At 41.7% G+C, this 18,125-nt stretch carries 16 protein-coding genes; all 16 read left to right on the plus strand.

All coding sequences use genetic code 11. The features are described 5' to 3' along the window. Positions 1 to 20 precede the first annotated feature (20 nt). A complete protein-coding gene (locus BMW61_RS00510) occupies positions 21 to 635 on the plus strand; it encodes a hypothetical protein (RefSeq protein ID WP_091819393.1) in 615 nt (204 codons plus the stop codon). Positions 636 to 695: 60 nt separating this feature from the next. Further along, positions 696 to 2,105, plus strand: coding sequence for a glycine--tRNA ligase (locus tag BMW61_RS00515; protein ID WP_026497570.1), 1,410 nt, complete (start codon positions 696 to 698; stop codon positions 2,103 to 2,105). Positions 2,106 to 2,119: 14 nt separating this feature from the next. Continuing rightward, complete coding sequence (gene alaS / locus BMW61_RS00520; RefSeq protein WP_091819394.1) at positions 2,120 to 4,774, plus strand: alanine--tRNA ligase; 2,655 nt, start codon at positions 2,120 to 2,122, stop codon at positions 4,772 to 4,774. A 146-nt stretch (positions 4,775 to 4,920) separates the two neighbouring features. Continuing rightward, entirely contained in the window at positions 4,921 to 5,097 is a 177-nt protein-coding gene (gene rpsU, locus BMW61_RS00525; protein ID WP_022755619.1) for a 30S ribosomal protein S21, read from the plus strand. Positions 5,098 to 5,178: 81 nt separating this feature from the next. Beyond that, positions 5,179 to 6,048 (plus strand): metallophosphoesterase, encoded by an 870-nt coding sequence (locus BMW61_RS00530; protein ID WP_091819395.1) that lies wholly within the window; start codon positions 5,179 to 5,181, stop codon positions 6,046 to 6,048. A 17-nt stretch (positions 6,049 to 6,065) separates the two neighbouring features. Beyond that, a complete protein-coding gene (locus BMW61_RS00535; protein ID WP_026497567.1) occupies positions 6,066 to 6,815 on the plus strand; it encodes a segregation and condensation protein A in 750 nt (249 codons plus the stop codon). 7 nt (positions 6,816 to 6,822) lie between these two features. Further along, entirely contained in the window at positions 6,823 to 7,392 is a 570-nt protein-coding gene (scpB, locus tag BMW61_RS00540) for an SMC-Scp complex subunit ScpB (protein ID WP_022759865.1), read from the plus strand. A gap of 165 nt (positions 7,393 to 7,557) precedes the next feature. Further along, positions 7,558 to 8,988 (plus strand): acyl-CoA carboxylase subunit beta, encoded by a 1,431-nt coding sequence (locus BMW61_RS00545; RefSeq protein WP_091819396.1) that lies wholly within the window; start codon positions 7,558 to 7,560, stop codon positions 8,986 to 8,988. 13 nt (positions 8,989 to 9,001) lie between these two features. Next, positions 9,002 to 9,838 (plus strand): OadG family protein, encoded by an 837-nt coding sequence (locus BMW61_RS00550; protein ID WP_022759867.1) that lies wholly within the window; start codon positions 9,002 to 9,004, stop codon positions 9,836 to 9,838. Between the two features lie 26 nt (positions 9,839 to 9,864). Continuing rightward, complete coding sequence (locus BMW61_RS00555; RefSeq protein WP_022759868.1) at positions 9,865 to 10,224, plus strand: biotin/lipoyl-containing protein; 360 nt, start codon at positions 9,865 to 9,867, stop codon at positions 10,222 to 10,224. 29 nt (positions 10,225 to 10,253) lie between these two features. Beyond that, positions 10,254 to 11,405 (plus strand): sodium ion-translocating decarboxylase subunit beta, encoded by a 1,152-nt coding sequence (locus tag BMW61_RS00560; RefSeq protein ID WP_022759869.1) that lies wholly within the window; start codon positions 10,254 to 10,256, stop codon positions 11,403 to 11,405. Positions 11,406 to 11,426: 21 nt separating this feature from the next. Continuing rightward, a complete protein-coding gene (locus tag BMW61_RS00565; protein WP_022759870.1) occupies positions 11,427 to 12,827 on the plus strand; it encodes an oxaloacetate decarboxylase subunit alpha in 1,401 nt (466 codons plus the stop codon). 160 nt (positions 12,828 to 12,987) lie between these two features. Continuing rightward, on the plus strand, positions 12,988 to 15,159 hold the full coding sequence (gene glgX, locus BMW61_RS00570; protein WP_026497566.1) for a glycogen debranching protein GlgX: 2,172 nt from the start codon (positions 12,988 to 12,990) through the stop codon (positions 15,157 to 15,159). Next, complete coding sequence (locus BMW61_RS00575) at positions 15,149 to 15,814, plus strand: hypothetical protein (RefSeq protein ID WP_091819397.1); 666 nt, start codon at positions 15,149 to 15,151, stop codon at positions 15,812 to 15,814. The genes glgX and BMW61_RS00575 overlap by 11 nt, the downstream gene beginning before the upstream one ends. 56 nt (positions 15,815 to 15,870) lie before the next feature. Next, complete coding sequence (locus BMW61_RS00580; RefSeq protein ID WP_026497564.1) at positions 15,871 to 16,545, plus strand: response regulator transcription factor; 675 nt, start codon at positions 15,871 to 15,873, stop codon at positions 16,543 to 16,545. 67 nt (positions 16,546 to 16,612) lie between these two features. After that, positions 16,613 to 18,109, plus strand: a complete 1,497-nt coding sequence (locus BMW61_RS00585) for a sensor histidine kinase (RefSeq protein WP_330388391.1) — start codon at positions 16,613 to 16,615, stop codon at positions 18,107 to 18,109. The last annotated feature ends 16 nt before the right edge of the window (positions 18,110 to 18,125 follow it).

Consider the following 18,125-nt stretch of genomic DNA (forward strand, 5'->3'; position numbering starts at 1 on the left):
ATTTATAAGGGGAAAAATAAGTGAATAAAGTGATGTGTAGAAAAATCCTTATTTTATCGCTTGCGACTGTTATACTTTTTGCTTTTTCCGGATGCGGCAAAAAAAGTGATGTGTCAAAGCTTGATAAGTCATCTGTTCAGGTGAATAAGGATGGATCTGTAGTAAGTACTATGATTGAGGATTTTTCCGAGAGCTACTACAGCGTTGATGAACTGCGAGAAATGACTGAGAATGAAGTTAATGCTTTTGTTGTGAAGAACGGTGAAGGCACTGCAGAACTTAAGTCTGTTGATACAGAGTCCGGGAAAATAAAGATGGTCATGAGTTTTGGCAATTCCGATAATTTTTCGGATTTTAACAGTGAGAAGTTCATTTATGAGACTGTTGCAGATGCAAAATTGAACGGCCATATCGAAACAGGTTTGCTTGTTGATGCAGACGGCAATCCGATAGAGAGTGACAAAGCGTCAGATCTGTCGGATGAACATATTGTAGTTACGGCTATGAAGAATATTGTAGCAGCTCCGTATAAGATAAAATATGTATCCAGGGGAGTAAAGATTATCGATAATTATCTCGCGGATTTATCTGAAATAGCAGATGATAGTATGGCTTGTATAGTATTAAGTAAGTAAAAAATGAGCATTTGCTCTTAAAAATATTTGGGCGTAATGCTCGGAAAGAGGTTTTGTATTATGAAAGCTAGAGAGAAGACAATGGACAAAATAATTGCTCTTGCGAAGGGAAGAGGCTTTATCTATCCCGGAAGTGAGATTTACGGCGGTCTTGCCAACACATGGGATTACGGAAATCTCGGTGTTGAGTTTAAGAATAATGTAAAAAAGGCTTGGTGGCAGAAGTTTGTTCAGGAGTGCCCGCACAATGTCGGCGTTGACTGTGCAATTCTTATGAATCCTCAGACATGGGTTGCATCAGGACATCTTGGAAGCTTTTCAGATCCGCTTATGGATTGTAAGGAATGTCATGAGAGATTCCGCGCAGATAAGATTATTGAGGATTTTGCGGCTGAGAATGGAATCACTCTTGAGTCTTCAGTCGATGGTTGGTCTCATGAAGAGATGGAGAAATTTATAAATGATCACAATGTTCCTTGTCCTTCCTGTGGTAAACACAACTTTACAGGAATCAGAGAATTCAACCTGATGTTTAAGACCTTCCAGGGTGTTACCGAGGATGCAAAGGACACTGTATATCTCAGACCTGAGACAGCGCAGGGTATCTTTGTTAATTTCAAGAACGTACAGAGAACTTCACGTAAAAAGCTTCCTTTCGGTATCTGCCAGATCGGTAAGAGCTTCCGAAATGAGATAACTCCCGGAAACTTTACATTCCGTACAAGAGAGTTTGAGCAGATGGAGCTTGAGTTCTTCTGCAAACCCGGAACACAGACTGAGTGGTTCACATACTGGAGAAAATTCTGCTATGAATGGCTTCTTTCTCTTGGCATAAACGAAGAGAATCTCCGCCTTCGTGATCATGATCCTGAAGAACTTTCATTCTACAGTGATCATACAACTGATATTGAGTATGCATTCCCCTTCACAGAGTGGGGTGAGCTCTGGGGTATCGCTTCAAGAACTGACTACGACCTTACAAGGCATCAGGAGACTTCCGGCGAGCCTATGGAATACTTTGACGATGAGACTAAGGAAAAATATATTCCTTACGTTGTTGAGCCTTCACTCGGTGCTGACCGTGTAGTTCTTGCATTCCTTTGTGAAGCATATGATGAGGAGAATCTTGGTACCGAAGAGGCACCTGATATGCGTACAGTACTTCGTTTCCATCCTGCACTTGCACCTATTAAGATTGGTGTTCTCCCTCTTTCCAAGAAGCTTAACGAGGGCGCAGAGAAGATTTATGCAACTCTTTCAAAGAAGTATAACTGTGAGTTCGATGACAGAGGTAATATCGGTAAGAGATACAGAAGACAGGATGAAATCGGTACTCCTTTCTGCGTAACTTATGACTTTGATTCAGAGACAGACGGAAAGGTTACGGTTCGCTTCCGTGACAGCATGGAACAGGAGAGAATCGCTATCGACGAGCTTGAGGCATTCTTCGCTGATAAGTTTGAATTTTAAGAGGAGTTTTAATTATGAAACAGTTTACAGCTAATGAACTGCGTAAAGCGTGGAAGCAGTTCTATATAGACAGAGGCCATGTGGATTGTGGCGCAGTATCACTGGTATCAGACGGTTCAACCGGTGTTATGTTCAACGTTGCAGGTATGCAGCCGCTTATGCCGTATCTTCTTGGTAAGAAGCATCCTATGGGAACAAGACTTTGCAATGTTCAGGGATGTGTTCGTACAAATGATATCGATTCAGTCGGAGATAAGAGCCACGGAACATTTTTTGAGATGATGGGAAGCTGGTCTCTTGGGGATTATTTCAAGAAAGAACGTTGCCAGTGGAGCTTTGAGCTTTTGACAGAGCTTTTCGGATTTGACGCAGATCATCTTGCAGCTACTGTTTTTGCAGGTGACGAAAACGCACCAAGAGACGAAGAGGGTGCAAAATATCGTATAGAATCCGGCTTTAAGCCCGAAAACATATTCTATCTTCCTGCCGAGGATAACTGGTGGGGACTTGAATATGGCCCCTGTGGTCCTGACAGTGAGATGTTCTATGTGAAGGATATCCCGGATTGTGGTCCTGATTGCGGCCCCGGATGCCATTGCGGTAAGTATACCGAGATCGGTAACGATGTATTTATGCAGTATGAGAAGCATCATGATGGCAGTCTTACACCTCTTTCTCAGAAGAACGTTGATACAGGCTGGGGTCTTGAGCGTATTCTTGCTTTCCTTAATGGCGTAGATGATGTCTATAAGATTGATCTTCATGCACCGGTTATTGCATATATTGAGAAAGAAAGCGGAATAAAGTACGAAGCAGATGACAAGACCACAAGATCAATGCGTATTCTTGCTGATCACACACGTACAGCCGTTATGCTGATCGGTGACGAGGCTAAGCTTCTTCCCTCTAATACAGGTGCCGGATATATTCTCAGAAGACTTATCCGCCGTGCAGTAAGACATGCGAGAACACTTGGCCTAAACAAGGATCAGATACTTGGCGTTGCTAAGATTTACATTGATGAGTACAAAGAGAGCTATGAGCATCTTAACAAAAACCAGAAGTTTGTACTTACTGAGCTCGAAAGAGAAATAGTCCGTTTTGAGTCTACACTTGAAAATGGAATGAAGGAGTTCAAGAAGATTCTTGATAAGACTTCTTCAGACGGTAAGAAGCAGATTGAAGGTAAGGATGCATTCTTCCTTTATGATACATTCGGTTTCCCTTTTGAGCTTACAATTGAGCTTGCAGAAGAAGAAGGCTTTAGTGTTGATGAGGAAGGCTTCAAGGCTTCAATGGAAGAGCAGAAGCAGAAGGCAAGGGAGAACCAGAATTTCTCAGCTAACCTCACCACAGGCGCCGGAGTATTTGACAGCCTTGATGAATCTGTAAACACAGAGTTCCTTGGCTATGACGCGATTAACTGCGATGGCACTGTTGTTGCAATGGCAGATGCAGAGGCTCTTACAGATGAGCTTAAGGAAGGTGAGCAGGGAACAATCATCACAGATAAAACTACTTTCTATGGCACAATGGGTGGCCAGGTAGGCGATATCGGTGAAATCGTTGGTTCTGAGGGCTCTAAGTTTGTTGTTTCTGAAGCTATTAAGGTTTCAGGCGGCAGAACAGCTCATGTCGGTAAGGTTGTAAGCGGAAACTTCAAGACTTCAGATAAGGTTACTCTTAATGTTGATGCTGAGAATCGTGCTAAGACATGCCGTAACCACTCAGCTACACACCTTCTTCAGAAGGCACTGCAGGAAGTTCTTGGAGATGGCGTAGAGCAGGCAGGTTCATATCAGGATCCCGATAAGACCAGATTTGACTTTAGTTATCATCAGGCTATGACTGCTGAGGAGATTCAGAAGGTTGAAGAGATTGTTAATGCTAAGATTTTAGAAGCACTTCCTGTTGTTACTAAGGAAATGTCTATTGAAGAAGCTAAGAAGACCGGAGCAATGGCTCTTTTTGGTGAGAAATACGGCGAGACAGTAAGAGTCGTTAATATGGGAGACTTCTCAATCGAGCTTTGCGGCGGTACTCATGTTGCAAACACAAGTCACATCGGAGTATTCAAGATCCTTTCAGAGAGCGGTGTGGCTGCAGGTGTTCGCCGTATTGAGGCTCTTACAGGAAACAATGCAAGAGCATATTATAAAAATGTAGAGACAAATCTTGGAGAGGCTGCAAAGGCTCTTAAGACAAATCCTTCTGATATCGTTGAGCATATCAAGAAACTCCAGGAAGAGCTCAAGGCTCTTAAGAGCGAGAATGAGTCCTTAAAGAGTAAAGAAGCTCAGGCAGCTCTCGGTGATGTTATGGACAGCGTTTTAGATGTCAAAGGCGTTAAGCTTATTGCTCAGAGTGTTAAGGGCGTTGATATGAACGGCCTTAGAGATCTTGGTGATCAGCTTAAAGCTAAGCTCGGTGAGGGCGTAGTTGTTCTTGTTTCGGAGAATGACGGTAAAGTTAATCTTATGGCCATGGCTACTGATGGTGCTATCGCATCCGGTGCTCATGCAGGTAATCTTGTAAAAGCTATTGCAGGTAAAGTCGGTGGCGGCGGCGGTGGTCGTCCCAACATGGCTCAGGCAGGCGGAAAGAATCCTGCCGGAATTCCTGATGCTATTGCTGAAGCAGCAAAGGCTTTGGAGTCACAAATAAAATAAAAATATAAACCTTTAAAATTTTTGCTTGACGGTGTGGAAATATATGGTATAATCTATAGATGTTATGTGGGTGAAAGCCTAGAGACATAACAAATAACCCTGGTCACCCGTTAAGGAAGGGTCTGAAGGGAGGGTGAGAGTAAAGAATGTCAACAGTTATTGTAAAAGAAAATGAAACTTTAGACAGCGCGCTTCGTCGCTTCAAGAGAAGCTGTGCCAAGGCTGGCATCCAGCAGGAGATTCGTAAAAGAGAACATTACGAGAAGCCAAGCGTAAAGCGTAAGAAAAAGTCTGAAGCAGCTAGAAAACGTAAATATAATTAATAAAAACAGGTCCTTGGTTTTATAAATCAAGGACTATTTTTATTTCATAGAAAAACTATGAGATAAAAAATGGGATAAGATATGCATATTTTCTTGGTAGTAGCCGCTATTTTGATAATAATTCCTATAGTATTGGTTATTCATCATGATATGAATAACTTTGTTATAAGAAACTATGAGATACATTCGGACAAACTAAAAAAAGATGGTGTTTTCTGCTTGCTTTCGGATCTTCATGAGAATAGTTTTGGGGAAGGAAACAGCAGACTGATACAAGCTATAGATGATATATCTCCTGACGCAATTCTTCTTGCAGGTGATATGCTGACTGCTTATCAGGAACTGGGGAAAGAGCGATACGATGAGATAGCTGACTTCATATCGCGGTTGTGCTCAAGATACCCTGTGTATGCCGCAAATGGTAATCATGAGAATAAAATGGATATTCTCGGAGGCGACAGGAAGCAGGCGTATGATAAATATGATAAAAAAATCAGAGATGCAGGATGTGTTGTACTCCGAAATCAGGGGACGTATCTTGAAGACTACAATATGGAGATTCATGGACTCGAGATTGGGCGTGAATTTTTCAGAAAGTTTATCAGACGCGAGTTGCCTGATGGATACATTGAGGATTTCTTCGGTGTACCCTGCGCAGAAAGATTTCAGCTTTTAATAGCTCATAATCCTATATATTTTGACAGATATAAGGCATGGGGAGCTGATCTTACCGTATCAGGACATGTTCATGGCGGAATTATTCGACTTCCGTTGCTTGGAGGCGTAATATCTCCCGCACTGGTTCCATTTCCGAAATATGATGGCGGTCTCTATGAGATTGAAGGCTCAAAGATGATTCTCAGCAGAGGGCTTTCAACTCATTCCATAAGAGTGAGATTCAATAATCCCGGGGAATTGTGCGTGATACATCTTATCTCAGACAAAAACTAAACACACGAGGAATAATAATGGCGCTTGAAGTTAAACTGCAGGTTTTTGAGGGGCCTCTGGATCTGCTTCTTCACCTTATAGATAAAAATAAAATAGATATTTATGATATTCCGATTGCTGTGATCACTGAGCAATATATGGATTACATTAGAGCCATGCAGAAGGATGACATGGAAGTTACCAGCGAGTTTTTGGTAATGGCAGCAACTCTTGTGGATATAAAATGCAAAATGCTTCTTCCTAAGGAAGTAAACGAAGAGGGAGAAGAGGAAGATCCCAGAGCTGAACTTGTTGAAAAGCTTTTGGAATACAAGATGTATAAATATATGGCGGATGAACTCAGAGACCGCCAGATGGATGCTGATACTCATATGTATCGCAAAAAGAATGTTCCGGATGAAGTAATGTCTTATGAAGAGCCTATAGATTATGATGCGCTTTTGGGAGATGCGAATCTTTCGAAACTTAACGAAATATTCCAGGCACTTCTTAGGAGACAGGAGGATAAGGTTGATCCGATAAGAAGTAAATTCGGAAAGATTGAAAAGGAATCGGTTGATCTTGATCAGAAGACACTGTATGTGAAGGCTTATATCAGAGAACATGACAGATTCAGTTTTAAGCAGCTTCTTGAAAAGCAGGGAAGCAAGGTTGAGATTATTGTTACATTTCTGGTTATTCTGGAAGCTATGAAAGTCGGGGACATTCAGATTGAGCAGGATGAGACTTTCGGCGATATTATGATTACTTCCAAAAGAGCAAAGTGAGGATGAGATGACAAGAGAAGAGGGAGCGGCAGCTATCGAAGCAATCCTTTTTACAATGGGAGATTCAGTAAGCGTAGCATCTATATGCAATGCTACTGATCAGGACCTTAAGGATGTAAGGGATGAAATAAGCTATCTGAAAGAAAAATATGAAAAGAGCGACAGTGGAATAGGCCTTATTGAACTTGAAGATTCTATTCAGCTTTGTACGAAAAGTGAGATGTATGAGTATCTGATAAAGGTGGCTAAAACACCTAAGAAGATAACACTTACGGATGCACTTATGGAAACGCTTTCAATAATAGCGTACAAACAGCCTATTACAAGACTTGATGTGGAAAGAATAAGAGGCGTAAACAGCGATCATGCTGTGAATCGTCTTGTTGAATTCAACCTTGTTCAGGAACTTGGAAGACTTGATGCACCGGGAAGGCCGCTGCTTTTTGGCACAACTGAGCAGTTTCTTAGAAGCTTTGGTGTTAAGTCTCTGGAGGAACTTCCTTCTCTTGATGCGGTTAGAGTTGAGGAGTTCAAACAGGAGGCTGAACAGGAAATCAGTGTCAAGCTTGATATCTAAAAATGGCAGGTTTAATTTGCAATTTTTGCCCGCTGATAAAAAATGTATAAAAAGCGCAGAAAATAAGGGTATGGAGTATTCTCCATGCCCTTATTTTGTGTTATACTTTAACATGACTTAAGTTGTGGTTTTATACACTTAATAATAAATTACGGAGGTGAAGAAATGAGTAGTTCTTCTCAGGCAAGCCAGAGAATCTTTTCTCTGCTTGATGAAAACAGTTTCGTTGAAATCGGCGCTCAGGTTAAGGCCAGAAGCACAGATTTCAATCTGAAGCAGACAGAGACACCCTCTGATGGTGTAGTAACCGGCTATGGCGTTATCGGCGGTAAGCTTGTATACGTATATGCTCAGGATGCATCAGTTCTTGGTGGCTCTGTAGGAGAGATGCATGCTAAGAAAATAGCTGGTCTCTATGATATGGCTCTTAAGATGGGAGCACCTGTAATCGGCCTTATTGATTCTGCAGGTCTTCGTCTTCAGGAGGCAACTGATGCGCTTAATGCATTCGGCGAGATCTATCGCAGACAGGTTAGCGCTTCAGGAGTGGTTCCGCAGATCACAGCTATTCTTGGATCATGCGGTGGCGGTCTTGCACTTTTCCCTACAATGACAGATTTCACATTTATGGAAGAAAAGAGTGGAAAGCTCTTTGTTAATTCTCCCAATGTACTTGAAGGTAACAGCAAGGAGAAGTGTGATACTTCAGCAGCTGCATGGCAGGGCAGTGAAGTAGGAAACGTTGATGTAATAGGTGACGAACAGACACTTTATGCTCAGATTAGAGAACTCGTTTCAATTCTTCCTTCCAATAATGAAGACACAGAGAATTTTGATGAGTGCGCAGATGATCTTAACCGCGCATGTGAGAACCTTGAAGGTTCTGTTAATGATCCTGCTCTTATGTTCAGACAGATTTCCGATAACGGAATCTTCTTTGAGACAAAGAGAGATTTTGCTAAAGAGATGGTTACAGGATTCATCAAGCTCAATGGCGCTACTGTTGGCGTTATCGGTAACAGAAGTGAACTCTACGATGAAAAGGGTGAAGTAGCTGAGAAGTTTGATAATGTTCTTACTGCTCATGCTTGTGATAAGGCTGCTGACCTTGTAAGCTTCTGTGATGCTTTTGAGATTCCGGTTCTTTCTCTTACAAATGTAAATGGATTCGGTGCAACAAAGTGTGATGAGAAACATGTAGCTAAGGCTGCTGCTAAGCTTGTGGCTGCTCTTGCCGCTGCTACAGTTCCGAAAGTAAACGTAGTAACAGGTAAGGCTTTCGGAAGCGCTTATGTAATCATGAACTCTAAGGCAGTTGGTGCTGATATGACATTTGCTTGGCCTGATGCCGAGATCGGTACCATGAACGCTGAGCATGCAGCTAAGATCATTGCTGACGGCAAGGATTCAAGCACAGTTGCAGACACAGCTGCTGCATATGAGAAACTCCAGAATAATGTTGAAAGTGCTGCAGCAAGAGGATATGTTGACACAATTATCAATGCTGCAGATACAAGAAAATACGTAATAGGAGCTTTCGAAATGCTTTACAGCAAGCGTGAGGAACGCCCTGTAAGGAAGCACACTACAGTATAAGGAGGAGCGGACAGTGAAGCATAAGATTTTAGCTTTAGGTGTTACGCTGATCTGCATGCTGTCTCTTGCAGCCTGTGGTAATAGTATTCAATATAATACAGTTGCCGGTAGCAGGTATGACGAGAATGTATTTTCAAAAGATGGTTTGATGCAGTACGCACAGACTATTGAAGATTCTTATTTTGAGACCATGTATTTACAGGGTATTACACCTGAAAATTTTGAAGAGCAATTAGAGGACAGCTTTGATGAGTCTACTTATGATGTTTTCTATGCCGGATATAAAAACTGGTATGATGCCATTGATGAGCTTGGCTTCCAGAGCAAAGAGACTATTGCTGAAGACATAAGTGTTAAGGACCTTACATATTATGTCAATAAAGATGGTGAACTTATGGTAGACGCTACCATACAGGGAACAGGAAGCAATGCTCATACTGCAGTCCTTGAGTACAGCCTTGACAGAAAGGGCGTACCGACACTTATCTCTGTAAATGTAAATCATACACTCGGAGAGAAGCTTAGAAGTGCCGGACTTAATACTCTTCTCGGAATGGGTATGGCATTCACCGTACTTATTATCATTGCTCTTGTTATTTCAGCTTTCCCGCTTATTAACAAGATTACTGAGAAGAAGCCCGAGAGCGCTAAAGAAATAGCTCAGAAGTCAATGGATAATGTGACATCTCAGATTGCTGAAAAAGAAGAGCTTTCAGATGATGCAGAGCTTATAGCAGTTATTTCTGCTGCAATTGCTGCATATGAAGGCAGTAGCAGTGCAGGCGGAGACGGATTTGTTGTGAGATCTGTTCGTAAAGTCGGCAAGGCAAGTAATTGGAAAAAGGCTTAAGGCTAATATTTAGGAGGATATAGATAATGAAAAATTATACAATTACCGTTAACGGAAACGTATATGATGTAACCGTAGAAGAAGGCGCAGGCGGTGCTGCTCCTGCAGCAGCTCCCGTAGCAGCTCCCAAGGCTCCCGCAGCACCTGCAAAGAAGGCAAGCGCTGGCGCAGGCGGCGTTAAGGTAACTGCCGGTGCAGCAGGTAAGGTTCTTAAGATTGAGGCATCTGTAGGCCAGGCTGTTAAGAAGGGTGATGCTGTTGTTGTTATGGAATCTATGAAGATGGAGATTCCTATGGTAGCTCCTCAGGATGGAACTATCGCAAGTATCGACGTTGCAGTAGGCGATGCAGTTGAGGCCGGCGGCGTTGTTGCAACAATGAACTAATTTTAGGAGAGACTCACGGAGGTCGTTAAATGGATTACATTGTAAACACATTATCGAATCTCTGGCAGCAAACTGCATTTACAACAATGACTCCCGGTAACTATATAATGGTTGTTGTAGCATTGATTTTTATGTATCTTGCAATTGCCAAAGACTTCGAACCACTTCTTTTGGTGCCTATCTCCTTCGGTATGCTTTTGGTTAATATCTATCCGGATATTATGCTTTCTATTGATAAGTCATCCAATGGTGTAGGCGGACTTTTGTATTATTTCTACCTGCTTGATGAGTGGGCAATCATGCCGTCACTTATCTTCATGGGTGTTGGTGCGATGACAGACTTCGGTCCCCTCATTGCCAACCCTAAGAGCTTCCTTATGGGAGCAGCTGCTCAGTTTGGTATCTTTTCAGCTTACTTTATGGCTATTGCTATGGGCTTTAACGATCAGCAGGCTGCAGCTATTTCAATCATCGGAGGAGCTGATGGCCCTACATCTATCTTCCTTGCTACAAAGCTTAATCAGACCACAATCCTTGGTCCGATTGCCGTGGCTGCATATTCGTACATGTCACTTGTGCCGATTATTCAGCCCCCTGTTATGAAGCTTCTTACAACTGAGAAGGAGAGAAAGATCCGCATGCAGCAGCTGCGTCCGGTATCAAAGCTTGAGAAGATTCTCTTCCCTATCATCGTTACAATAGTTGTAAGTATGATTCTTCCTACAACAGCACCCCTTATCGGTATGCTTATGCTTGGTAACCTTTTCCGCGAGAGTGGCGTTGTTCGTCAGCTCCAGGAGACGGCTTCCAATGCTCTTATGTATATCGTAGTTATTATGCTGGGTACTTCAGTAGGTGCTACAACAAGTGCTGAGGCATTCCTTAATATCACAACAATTAAGATCGTTGTTCTTGGTCTTATTGCATTCGTTATCGGTACTGCCGCAGGATGTCTGTTTGGTAAGCTGATGTGCGTTCTTACAGGTGGTAAGGTTAATCCTCTTGTAGGTTCTGCCGGAGTTTCAGCTGTTCCGATGGCAGCCAGAGTTTCACAGAAGGTTGGTGCAGAGTATGATCCCAGCAACTTCCTTCTCATGCATGCTATGGGTCCCAACGTTGCAGGTGTCGTAGGTACCGCAGTCGTTGCCGGAACATTTATGGCGGTATTTGGAGTATTCTAATTCGGAAAAGGAGAACTAATTATGGCAAAGCCAATTAAGATTACAGAGACAGTTCTGCGTGATGCACATCAGTCACTGATTGCAACCAGAATGCCTACAGAGCTTATGCTTCCCATTATCCCTACGATGGATAAGATTGGTTATAACTCAGTTGAGTGCTGGGGAGGCGCAACATTTGATGCTTCCATGAGATTCCTTAAAGAGGATCCGTGGGAGAGACTTCGTAAACTCAGAGATGGTTTCAAGAACACAAAGCTTCAGATGCTTCTTCGTGGTCAGAATATCCTTGGTTACAAGCATTATCCTGATGACGTAGTTGAATATTTCGTACAAAAGTCAATCGCTAACGGTATTGATATTATCCGTATTTTTGACTGTCTGAATGACCTTCGTAACCTTGAGACATCAGTTAAGGCTACAAAGAAAGAGGGCGGCCACGCTCAGATCGCTCTTGCTTATACACTTGGTGATGCTTATACAGAAGAGTACTGGATGAACATCGCTAAAGAAATCGAGTCAATGGGTGCAGATTCCATCTGTATCAAGGATATGGCAGGACTTCTTCTTCCTTACGAGGCAGAGAAGCTTGTTAAGGCTCTCAAGAGCGCTACAAGCCTTCCTATCGATCTTCATACTCATTACACTTCCGGTGTTGCAAGTATGACATATATGAAGGCTGCAGAGGCAGGAGTTGATATCATCGACTGCGCTATTTCACCTTTCGCACTTGGTACATCACAGCCTGCAACAGAGGTTATGGTTGAGGCCTTCAAGGGTCAGGAATTCGACACAGGTCTTGATCAGAAGCTTCTTGCTGAGGTTGCTGATTACTTCAGACCTTACAGAGAAGAGTGCCTCCAGAGCGGACTTATGGATGCTAAGGTTCTCGGTGTAAACATTAAGACTCTTATGTATCAGGTTCCCGGCGGTATGCTTTCCAACATGGTTAGCCAGCTTAAAGAGCAGAATGCAAGCGATAAGTACAATACTGTGCTTGAGGAGATTCCTCAGGTTCGTAAGGACTTCGGTGAGCCTCCGCTTGTTACACCTTCTTCACAGATCGTTGGTACTCAGGCTGTTATGAATGTGCTTATGGGTGAGAGATATAAGGTTGCTACTGACCAGACTAAAGACCTTCTTGCAGGTGAGTATGGTAAGACAATCAAGCCTTTCAATCCTGAAGTTCAGAAGAAGATCATCGGCGACAGAGAAGTTATCACATGCAGACCTGCAGATAAGCTTGCTCCCGGACTTCCTAAGTTCGAAGAGGATGTTAAGCAGTGGAAGCAGCAGGATGAGGACGTTCTGTCCTATGCTCTGTTCCCTCAGGTTGCTACTGATTTCTTCAAGTATCGTCTTGCACAGCAGGAAAAGGTTGACCTTTCAGCTGCCGACACTAAGAACGGTGCATATCCTGCATAAACCTTAAATACTTAGCGAGGTTATTAATGGACAGATATTCATTATCGAATATCTGTCCATTTTTTTGTTTTTTATGGTAAAATTAAGATAGTATTTTATTGGGATTTTTTAGATTCTATGAAAATGAGGGGTTCGGAGCTTTTGCTTCATACAATTTTATATGGCTGAATTTAGAAGACAAAGACCAAAACAGAATAATTTTGGATATGTTCATATCAGGGACAATAGAAAATCCAGTGAGAACAGACAGTTAGTAGCTTCTGATACTATTAACGGTTTCAGGGTTCGTCCCGGATATTATGATATTAATGGCGCCACAATTATGCCTGATGGCGTTAATTTTACTGTATACTCAAACGGAGCTACTAAGGTAACGCTCCTTCTTTATCACAGAGGCGAAGAAAGACCCTTCGTTTCTCTTAATTTTCCGGACAATTACAGAATAGGAAAGGTTCATTCAATGCTTGTTTTCGGCCTTCAGGTTGAAAATATGGAATATGCGTACCGTATAGATGGACCCTGGGATGAGGAAAAAGGGCTATTATTTGATTACAACCATGTTCTTCTTGATCCCTATGCGAAAGCTGTTGCCGGGCAAAGAGTATGGGGACAGACAATAAAATTTGAGGAGGCCTACAGAGCGAGAGTTGTAAGAAATGACTTTGATTGGGGCGAAACAAGCTGGCTTAAGACTCCAATGAGTGATTCTATTATATATGAGATGCATGTAAGAGGATTCACCATGGACGAATCTTCGGGCATTAAGTGCAGAGGTTCATTTGCCGGTATCATGGAAAAGGTTGATTACCTGAAAAGACTTGGGGTAACAGCCCTTGAGCTTATGCCTATTTTTGAATTTGATGAAACAAGAGATAAGAGAGTTGTAAATGGAAGGACTTTGCTTGATTACTGGGGATATAATACCGTAAGTTTTTTTGCTCCCAACACAAGCTATGCTTCGACAGAGGAATATAACAAGGAAGGCTTTGAATTAAGGGAGATGATAAAGCTCCTTAAGGAAAACGGCATTGAAGTAATACTTGATGTTGTTTTCAATCATACCGCAGAGGGCAATAAGAACGGTCCATTCATTTCCTTTAAAGGATTTGACAATAATATCTATTACATGCTTACTCCCGACGGTGATTATTATAATTTCAGTGGATGCGGAAATACCTTGAACTGTAATCACCCTATGGTACAGCAGATGATAGTTGAGTGCCTGCATTATTGGGTCGAGGAATATAAGGTTGATGGTTTTAGATTTGACCTTGCAAGTATTCTCGGAAGAGATCAAAACGGAGCACCTATGGAGGCGCCTCCGCTATTGCAGCGCCTTGCATTCGATCCGATTCTCGGTGACGTAAAGCTTATAGCCGAGGCCTGGGATGCAGGAGGTATGTACCAGGTTGGTTCGTTCCCTTCCTGGGGCAGATGGGCTGAGTGGAATGGAAGATACAGGGACAGTATCAGATCATTCCTTAAAGGTGAATACTGGGCTGCTCCGGAGGCTGTTTGCAGAATAACAGGCTCTATGGATATGTATGGCAGAAATTATGCTGGATATGATTCTTCTGTAAACTTTATAACCTGTCATGACGGATTTACTTTATATGACATGTTCGCTTACAACGAAAAACATAACGAAGCGAACGGCTGGAATAATTCTGACGGTGCCAATGATAACAGAAGCTGGAACTGCGGAGCTGAAGGTGAAACAGATGATCCTGCAATAAATGACCTTCGTTTTAAAATGATGAGAAATGCAATAACAGTACTTATGTGCAGCCGCGGCACCCCGATGATTCTTGCCGGTGATGAATTCGGCAATACTCAGTTCGGAAATAATAATGCGTATTGCCAGGATAATGAAGTTTCATGGCTTAACTGGGATCTTTTTACTAAAAACAGACAGTATTTTGACTTTTACAGGGATATGATTCAGTTTAGAAGAAAACACCCCTGTATACGTAAAGATCTGAAGCCGGCAATGTCAGGACTTCCGCATATTTCAGTATTTACGGATCATCCTTATCACACGGATATAAATGATAATACAAAAGTAATAAGCATTATGTTTGCCGGATTTATCAGAAAAAAAGGCCATGACGACGTAGTTCTTATGTCTGTAAATGTATTTTGGGAAGATATACAGATTACGCTTCCGGAACCGCCGGAAGGAGCTTATTGGACACTTGTTGTTGATACGGCAGCCGAGGATAAGAGATATTTTAACAATAGACCTAAGCCGCTGCCGGTACCGAATTGGCGGTTAAAGGCAAGAAGTGTTAGCGTTTTTATAGCTGCGTATGGAGAAGGCTATGGCAGATGAAAAAGTTGACGAAGTAAAAAGCGAAGCGGAGAATGCAGACGTTCCTAAAAAGGAACCGGAAAATCTTGTTGTGGATGGTTACGAGTTTCTATCTGCTGAGGATGTAAAAAAGGCTGAACTTGATAAACAGAAGATAGAAATTATCGGGAAAAAGATTCATTCGACAAAGGTATCAGATCTTGAAGCTGTTTACGAAAAAGCTATAACCAATAAGATTTTTTCAACACCTGTTGGGTGGTATTACCTTGCAAAATTGCGCGACAAATTGATTGGTGCAGGAGTAAAGGAAGAAGATCTGATACCCATTCCGATCAATTTAAAAATAACCAAGGTTGATTTGAAGGATGAATATCATCCGCGTCAGTATATCACACCGCCACCGCCCAAAAAGAAAAAGAATGTAAAAGCTGTAGTTTTTGTAATGGGTGTTATGAACCTCATTTTGCTTGCTATGGTTATTGCAATGTTTTTTATCGCGTTATCAGCTGAAAGCGACAATATTATCAACTACAAGCAGAATGTTACCAACCGCTATGCCGAATGGGAGGATTCGTTAAAGGAACGTGAGAAAGCTGTAAGGATAAAGGAACGCGATCTTAAAATTCAGGATGATACAGATTACGGAAAAGATATAGATATTGATGAATCCGAATAAAACGGAAACAAAATGGACACAATATGCGTATATCATTATTTCCGGAGGGCTAAAAAATGGATAAGCTGAAAATATTAGTAGTAGATGATGAAGCAAGAATGAGGAAGCTCGTAAGAGACTTTCTTGTTAAAAATAATTTTGATGTTGTAGAGGCTGAAGACGGACAGAAAGCGCTGGATATTTTTTATGAACAAAAAGATATAGCGCTTATTATTCTTGATGTCATGATGCCTAAGATGGATGGCTGGCAGGTATGCAGGGAAGTCAGGGAATATTCTAAGGTTCCGATAATTATGCTCACCGCAAAGACTGAGGAGAGAGATGAACTTCAGGGCTTTGAACTTGGTGTTGATGAGTATATCGGAAAACCCTTCAGTCCCAAAATTCTTGTGGCAAGAGTGGAAGCAATACTCAGAAGAACCTCTCAAGGCAGTGCCGAAGACATTATCGAGGCAGGCGGAATTGTGATAAATAAAGCAGCACATAGTGTTTCGATTGATGGAAAGGAAATTGAGCTTTCGTTTAAGGAATTTGAGCTTCTTACATTCTTTATCGAAAATAAGGGCATAGCATTATCAAGAGAGAAAATTCTTAATAATGTCTGGAACTATGATTATTTCGGGGATGCCAGAACTATAGATACCCATGTTAAAAAACTTCGCGGAAAAATGGGCGATAAGGGCGATCTTATTAAGACTATCTGGGGCATGGGATATAAGTTTGAAGTGTAATGCTTTCAAGGTACTAAGAACGACAAGAAACGAGATATAAGAATTGACAAATGAAAATGAGAGGAAAGTGAAACTTTCCTTAAGAACAGAGCTTAATATATTATTCCTGCTGGTTATGACCGGTATGATAGTTTTTCTAATAATTATCAATCAGGTCTTTCTTGAGAGAGTATATCTTTCTCATCAGCTCGGAGTTGTAAAGAAGGCTTATGACAGCATAAATGCGGCATCATCGGATGGTAGTTTTGCAACAGAAGAATATGATATTGAGCTGCAATCCATATACGATACCTACGGTATTGAGCTTGTTGTTCTCGATGCAGATTCGCAGATGCTTAAGTCTTCATCGAGTGATGCGGATTATATGGCTCGAATATTATGGGACAACCTTATCGGTGACAGCTTTATGGCATCGGATGTCGTAGGGCAAAAGAGAATCATTGAGAAGACTGAGTCCTATACTATTCAAATAGAGACTGATAAAAGGCTTAATACGGAATATCTTGAAATCTGGGGCGTAATTGATACCGGATATATTGTCATGGTACGAAGTGCGCTCGCAGGAATAAGGGAGAGCGTAGGAATATCCAACAGATTCATGCTGTATGTTGGCCTCATAGCAATTGTTATTGGCTCAATCAGTATTTTGTATTTGAGTAACAGAATTACTAAGCCTATTCTTCAGCTTACACGAATTTCAGATGAGATGAAAAACCTCAATTTTGAGGCTAAGTATCAATCAAAGAGTGGCAAGAAAAATACAAACGAAATAGATATCCTCGGTGATAACATAAACGAATTGTCCGAGACACTTGAAGCAACCATAAAAGAACTGAAGACCGCCAATAACGAGCTAAAACAGGATATTGCCCGCAAGGAAGAAATCGATGAGATGAGAAGAGAATTCTTATCGAACGTATCACATGAACTTAAGACTCCGATCGCTCTTATACAGGGCTATGCGGAGGGACTTGATGAAGGAATAACGGATGATCCGGAAAGTATGGCTTTCTACTGCGAGGTAATAAGAGATGAAGCTTCCAAGATGGACGTACTTGTCAAAAAGCTTCTTACTCTTAATCAGCTTGAATTCGGTAATGATGTAACACAGATGGAGCGCTTTGATATCACCGAAACTATTAAGAATTACGTTAAATCTGCCGATATATTAACGAAGCAGAAAAATGCGACGGTGCAAATGTCGGATTATCCACCGATATATGTATGGGCTGATGAGTTTAAGACAGAAGAAGTTTTGATGAATTATTACAGCAATGCTCTTAATCATATCAGCGGTGATTGCATAATCGAAATAAAGCTTACCCAAAAAGACGATAAGGTAAGGATTTCTGTATTCAATACCGGAGAACCGATTCCGGCTGATAGTATAGATCATATCTGGGAGAAATTTTATAAGGTTGATAAGGCCAGAACCCGCGAGTATGGCGGAAGCGGTGTGGGTCTTTCTATTGTAAAAGCTATTATGGAATCCATGCATCAGGAGTATGGTGTAAACAATTACGACAATGGTGTTGAATTCTGGTTTGAGCTTGAAACAAGGTAATACCTTATGGAGGCGT

It is taken from the genome of Butyrivibrio sp. ob235 (genome assembly GCF_900109475.1).
Taxonomy (GTDB): domain Bacteria; phylum Bacillota; class Clostridia; order Lachnospirales; family Lachnospiraceae; genus Butyrivibrio.